This window comes from Jatrophihabitans sp., assembly GCF_051960575.1.
GTDB lineage: Bacteria > Actinomycetota > Actinomycetes > Mycobacteriales > Jatrophihabitantaceae > JBQCEE01.
Genome location: NZ_JBQCEE010000219.1, coordinates 1 through 5,735, shown reverse-complemented (window position 1 = coordinate 5,735; position 5,735 = coordinate 1). Strand labels below are relative to the sequence as shown.

Here is a 5,735-nt window from a genome sequence, read left to right as displayed (position 1 = left end):
GAAGCGCAGGCCGTCGAGCACGTCGGCGCGCAGCCGCCGCGGCCCGGGCGCGCCCGGTGCGGGCAGCGGCGTGCGCAGGAACCCGGTGGCGACGGCGAACGCGGCGAAGGTGACCGCGTCGACGGTGAACGGCAGCGAGGCGGCGACCGCGAACAGCGCGCCGCCGAGCGGCGGGCCGATGAGCGACGCGACGTGGTGCCGCGCCTGCATGCGCGTGTAGGCCGCGGCGAGGTGCTCGGGACGGACGACCGCGCGCAGCGAGGCCGACGCGGCCGGCGAGAAGAAGGTCTCGGCGACGCCCGCGAGCACGCCGGCGACGACGAGCAGGGTGATCGTCGCCGAGCCGACTGCGATCAGCACGGCGAGCAGGCCGAGCACGGTCGCCGACGCGAGGTTGCTGAGCAGCAGCACCTGGCGTCGCGACCACCGGTCGACCAGCGCCCCCGCGGGCAGCCGCACGAGCGTTCCGGCGGCGTAGAACGCGGTCGTCGCCAGTGCGGCCTGCGTCGTCGAGTGACTGAGCGCGTACCCGAGCAGCGGGAAGACCAGCATCGACATCGCCGACCCGAGCTCGGACACCATGTCGCCGAGCCAGAGGATCGCGAAGTCGCGGTTCCCCGCGAGGGGCCGCTGCCTGTCGCGTCCCGCGCGCTCGGTGCTGGTCGGCGCTGCCATCGCGATCACTCTGCCCCCTGCCCGGCGCGCACGTCGAGCAGATCGCCGCCGTACAGGGCACACTGGATCAGCCCCACTCCCTGCCGAGGAGCCCCGTGCAGCCGACCCCGCGACCCTCGCCGCGCCCGACGCCGACACCGCCGGCGGTGCCCGAGCCGTCGGCCGCGCCCGAGCCGTCGGCCGCGCCGGTGCCGTCGCGTCCGGTGGGGGCGATGGGGGCGATGGGGCCGCGCGACCTGCGCCGGCGACGCCGCTTCCGCCGGCCGCCGACCTGGCTGATCACGACCGGCGTCGTGCTCGTGCTCTTCCTCGGCGCACTGTGGCTCTGGGGGGGGCCGACGGTCGACGGCCGGCACATCGACGGGCTGTCGAACCTGTCGACGCAGGGCTTCGCACCGCCCGCGCCCCCCGACGTCACCGTCGCCGACCCAGCCAAGGGCCGCACCGTCGGCAAGGGCTCGACGACCTCAGGCGCGCCGCACCAGGCGCCGCCGATCAGCGTGCCGACGGGCGTCGGCGGGGTGACCGAGGGCGGCAGCTACGACCACATCGTCCGGCTCACCGTCACCTCGGACGCGCTGCTGGCCAGCGTCGGCTACCAGGTGCTCGGCGGGAGGCCGGCATCGGGCAAGCAGGACGGCGTGCGCGCGCCGTGGGCGGTCACCACGTCGGCGAAGGGCTACGGCCTGGTCGCGGCACTCGGCGTCCAGGCCGGACCGGGCGCCACCACCACGACCATCACGGTCATCCGCGACGGCCGGGTGATGTGCAGCCGCACCGCCCACGGGCCGTGGGCGGTCGCGGTCTGCTACGGCTGAGTCACGCCTCGGTGAGCGTGCTCATGTCGATGACGTACCGGTAGCCCGGGTCGCCGGCCTGCAGCTCGGCGTACGCGTCGTTGACGCGGTCGACGCCGATGACCTGCACATCGGCGGTGATGCCGTGCTTCGCGCAGAACTCGAGCAGCTCCTGCGTCTCGGGCACGCCCCCGATGTTCGAGCCGGCGATGGTGAGCCGGTTCTGCATCAGCATGCCGCCGTGGAACGGCGTGGTGAGCGGTTCGATCGCGCCGAGCACCACGTAGGTGCCGTCGAGGTCGAGCAGCCGCAGGTAGGGCTGCAGGTCGTGGTCCTTCGGGATCGTCGACAGGATCAGGTCGAGCGAGCGGGCGGCGTCCCGCATCGCCGACCGATCGGTCGAGACGAGCACGTGGTCGGCGCCGGCCTGCTTCGCCTCGCCGGCCTTCTTGTCGCTGCGGCTGATCACGGTGACCTCGGCGCCCATCGCCTTGGCCAGCTTGACGCCCATGCCGCCGAGTCCGCCGAAGCCGGCGATGCCGACGCGCGTGCCCGGCCCGACCTGCCAGTGCTTCAACGGCGAGTACATGGTGATGCCGGCGCACAGGATCGGTGCCGCGGCCGCCGGGTCGAGGCCCTCGGGCAGCGCGTGCACGAAGCGCTCGGTGACGACGATGGTCGCCGAGTACCCGCCGTAGGTCACCGGCGCGGTGCCGTGGCGGTCCTTGCCGTTGTAGGTGCCGGTCGCACCCTTGCGGCAGTAGTTCTCGAGCCCGCGCGTGCAGGCGCTGCACTCGCCGCACGAGTCGACGATGACGCCGATGCCGACGGTGTCGCCGACGGCGAACCGGGTGACCTCGGCGCCGACCTCGGCCACCCGCCCGACGATCTCGTGGCCGGGGACGCAGGGGTACTGCGTGCCCTTCCAGTCGCCCTTCGCGGTGTGGATGTCCGAGTGGCAGATGCCGCAGTGGGTGACGTCGACGCGCACGTCGGTCGGCTGGATGTCGCGGCGCGGGATGGTGAGTGGCGCGAGCAGGCTCTCGGCCGACTCGGCGCCGTAGGCACGGGTCTGCATACCCACGACGTTAGTCAGCGAGGGCGGCCAGCTCGGCGGCGAGGGCGCGCAACGCCTGCCCACGGTGGCTGATGGCGTCCTTCACGTCGCTCGGCAGTTCGGCGCTCGTGACGTCGTGACCGTCGGGCACGAAGATCGGGTCGTAGCCGAAGCCGTTCGTGCCGCGGGGCTCGCGGACGAGGTGGCCGGGCATGCGGCCGTGCACGACGATCTCGCGCTCGCCGTCGACGTACACGACGGCGGCGACGAACGCGGCGGTCAACCGCTCGTCCGGGATATCGGCGAGTTGCCTCAACAGCAGTTGCAGGTTGGCCTCGTCGTCGCCGTGCGTGCCCGCCCAGAGCGCCGAGAGCACGCCGGGCATGCCGTTCATCTCGTCGACGGCGAGGCCCGAGTCGTCGGCCACCGTCGGCAGGCCGGTGTGCTCGAAGCCCGCCCGTGCCTTGATGCGGGCGTTGTCGGCGAAGGTGTGTCCCGACTCGGGCACCTCGTCGTACGGCGGCACGTCGTCGAGCCCGATCACCTCGATCGACGACAGCGGCGTGAAGATGCGCCGCATCTCGGCGAGCTTCTTCGGGTTGCGCGAGGCGAGCAGCACGCGCGTCACTGCGCCAGCGCCTCCTGCTGCAGCCGCGTCAGCTCCGCGCAGCCGGCGACCGCGAGGTCGAGCAGCGCGTCGAGCTCGTCGCGGCGGAACGGGGCGCCCTCGGCCGTGCCCTGCACCTCGACGAACTCGCCGGTGCCGGTGACGACGACGTTCATGTCGGTCTCGGCGCGAACGTCCTCCTGGTACATGAGGTCGAGCCGCGGCTCGCCGTCGATGACCCCGACCGACACGGCGGCGATCGACCGGTGCAGCGCGTCCGGCTTGGCGAGCGCGCCCTGGCCCTGCAGCCAACGCACGGCGTCGGCGAGGGCGACGTAGGCGCCGGTGATCGCGGCCGTGCGCGTGCCGCCGTCGGCCTGGATGACGTCGCAGTCGATGGCGATCGAGTTCTCGCCGAGGGCCGACAGGTCGATCGCCGCCCGCAACGAGCGGCCGATGAGCCGCGAGATCTCGTGCGTGCGTCCGCCGATCTTGCCGCGCACCGACTCGCGGTCGTTCCGCGTCAGGGTCGCGCGCGGCAGCATCGAGTACTCGGCGGTCACCCAGCCCAGCCCGCTGCCCTTGCGCCACCGCGGCACGCCGCGCTCGACCGAGGCCGAGCAGAGCACCTTGGTCTCGCCGAAGGAGATCAACGCCGAGCCCTCGGCGTACTTCTGCCAGTTGCGCTCGATCTCGATCGGACGGAGCTGGTCGGCCGCGCGGCCATCAGGACGGGTCACGGGCACCAACCCTAACCGCGCGCACCTCCGGATCTTCATGCCCGTACCGACGCCCGCCCCGGTCAGGCCATCAAGATCCGGACGACGAGCGGCGCGGCCCACGTCGGTCAGGGCCACCACGACGCGGGGTCGAGGCGGGCGTACGCGGCGGGGCGGTCGAGGGCGCGTCCGCGCGCGTCCAGCTCGGCCGCCGTCGCCGGGCCGAGCGTGGCCACGACCGCGGCGGTCACGCGCGCGACGTCGAGGTCGGTCGGGTCGGCGGCGCCGCGCAGCGCGACCGTCGCACCCAGCATCTCGGCGGCCGCACCGGCAGCACCGCACAGGACGGCGACCTCGGCCAGCGTCACGCCGACGGCGGCGGTGAGCGGCTGGTCGTCGGTGCCGACGGCCGCGGTATAGGCCTCGTCGGCGCGGCGGCGGGCGAGCGCGAGGTCGCCGTCCTCGACCGCCCGCCGCGCGGCGACGGCGTGCACGATCCCGCGCATGTGCCCCAGCGCCGGATGGGTCGGTGGCAGCGCCTGGCTGCGCAGGTACGCCTCGTCGTCGAGGGTGCGGGCGAGTTCGTCGTTCCCGGCCGCGCGCTCGACGGCCGCGCGCAGGTTGAGGATGAGCACCGACTCGAGCCGCGCCCCGGTCACCTCGGCGCTCTCGCCGGCCGCCGTCGCCGTCGCCCGCGCCCGCTCGACGTCGCCGGTGCGCAGGTACAGCGTGGCCAGCCGGACGAGCAGGTAGGCCTCGTCCTCGCGCGAGTGCATCTCGCGGATCAGCGCGTGCGCGCGCTCGTAGGCCTCGATCGCGCCGGCGAGATCGCCGTCGAACGTGCGCAGCACGGCGATCGTGCGCAGCGTGTTGGCCATCCCCCACCGCTCGCCGAGCGCCTCGAACGCGGCGAGGGCCCGGTCGGCCTCGATCCGCATGCCCGCGACGTCGCCGTCGTTCTCGGCGATGTTGGCGCGGAACGCCTGCACGGCGGCGCGGCTCCAGGGTGATCCCTCGTGCAGCCCGCGCTCGACGATCGCGTCGAGACGGGCCCGGTCGCCGGAGAAGAAGCCGAGCGCCACCCGCACCAGCCCGAGCATCGGGTGCACGTCGGCCGGCACCCGCGCCAGCTCGTCGGCGAGCGTGACGATGTCGTGGGTCGGCTCGCCGGGCACCGCCGGCACCGCCACCGTCGAGAGCGCGGCCATCGCCAGCAACGCCCGCGCGAACCACCGCTCGGGCAGCTCGTGACCGCCCGGTACGGCGAGCGCGTCGGCCAGCCAGCCGATGCTGTCGGCGTGGTTGCCGAGCAGCAACGCCTGCCCGCCCCACTCGATCGCCAGCCGCACGGCGCCGTCGGCGTCGCCGCGCTCGCACCGGTGCCGCAGCGCGGCGAGGATGTTGTCGCGCTCGGCCGTCAGGCGCGCGAGCCACGGCAGCTGGTCGCGCGTCGTCAGGTGCTGCTGGGCCGCCGTCACCAGCGCGGCGACGTGGTCGGCGTGCCGGTCGCGCATGGCGAGCAGCTCGTCGCGTCCGGCCAGCTGTTCGATGCCGTACTCGCGGATCGTCTCGAGCATCCGCAGCCGGCGCCCGTCGTCCACCGCCTGCAGCAGCGACTTGTCGACCAGGGACGCGAGCAGCTCGGCGACGTCGTCGGCCGCGACCCCGTCGCCGGCGCACACCGCCGCGGCCGACTCGACCGTCACCCCGCCGGGGAAGACGGCGACCCGCTCGGCCAGCAGCCGCTCGTCCGGGCGCAGGAGGTCCCAGCTCCAGCCGACGACGGCGCGCAGGGTGCGGTGCCGGGCCATCGCCGTGCGGCGTGGGCCCCAACACACACAGAAACGGGAGGACCACCCGGGGGCGCTTGTTGCCAGAGG

The 5,735-nt window shown here is 74.2% G+C and carries 6 protein-coding genes; 1 reads left to right on the top strand and 5 read right to left on the bottom strand.

From position 1 onward, the window contains the following. A partial coding sequence (locus tag ACTHMS_RS12200; RefSeq protein ID WP_440306937.1) for an MFS transporter occupies window positions 1-675 on the bottom strand: 675 nt, incomplete at its 3' end. Window positions 676-821: 146 nt separating this feature from the next. On the opposite strand from ACTHMS_RS12200, the gene ACTHMS_RS12195 reads away from it, so the two are divergent. Next, a complete protein-coding gene (locus ACTHMS_RS12195) occupies window positions 822-1,493 on the top strand; it encodes a hypothetical protein (RefSeq protein ID WP_440306936.1) in 672 nt (223 codons plus the stop codon). A gap of 1 nt (window position 1,494) precedes the next feature. On the opposite strand, the gene ACTHMS_RS12190 is transcribed toward ACTHMS_RS12195, so the two are convergent. The 4 genes from ACTHMS_RS12190 to ACTHMS_RS12175 form a co-directional block, all read right to left on the bottom strand. Beyond that, window positions 1,495-2,550 carry an NAD(P)-dependent alcohol dehydrogenase gene (locus ACTHMS_RS12190; RefSeq protein ID WP_440306935.1) on the bottom strand — a complete coding sequence of 352 codons (1,056 nt, stop codon included), beginning with the start codon at window positions 2,548-2,550 and terminating at the stop codon, window positions 1,495-1,497. Window positions 2,551-2,560: 10 nt separating this feature from the next. Further along, complete coding sequence (rdgB, locus tag ACTHMS_RS12185; protein ID WP_440306934.1) at window positions 2,561-3,157, bottom strand: RdgB/HAM1 family non-canonical purine NTP pyrophosphatase; 597 nt, start codon at window positions 3,155-3,157, stop codon at window positions 2,561-2,563. Then, complete coding sequence (gene rph / locus ACTHMS_RS12180) at window positions 3,154-3,876, bottom strand: ribonuclease PH (RefSeq protein WP_440306933.1); 723 nt, start codon at window positions 3,874-3,876, stop codon at window positions 3,154-3,156. The genes rdgB and rph overlap by 4 nt, the downstream gene beginning before the upstream one ends. A 107-nt stretch (window positions 3,877-3,983) precedes the next feature. Beyond that, window positions 3,984-5,693, bottom strand: coding sequence for an ATP-binding protein (locus ACTHMS_RS12175; RefSeq protein WP_440306932.1), 1,710 nt, complete (start codon window positions 5,691-5,693; stop codon window positions 3,984-3,986). Window positions 5,694-5,735: the final 42 nt, after the last annotated feature.

Excerpts from the sequence above, each read along its gene's own strand:
- ACTHMS_RS12190 (WP_440306935.1), bottom strand. The coding sequence starts at position 2,550 with ATGCAGACCCGTGCCTACGGCGCCGAGTCGGCCGAGAGCCTGCTCGCG.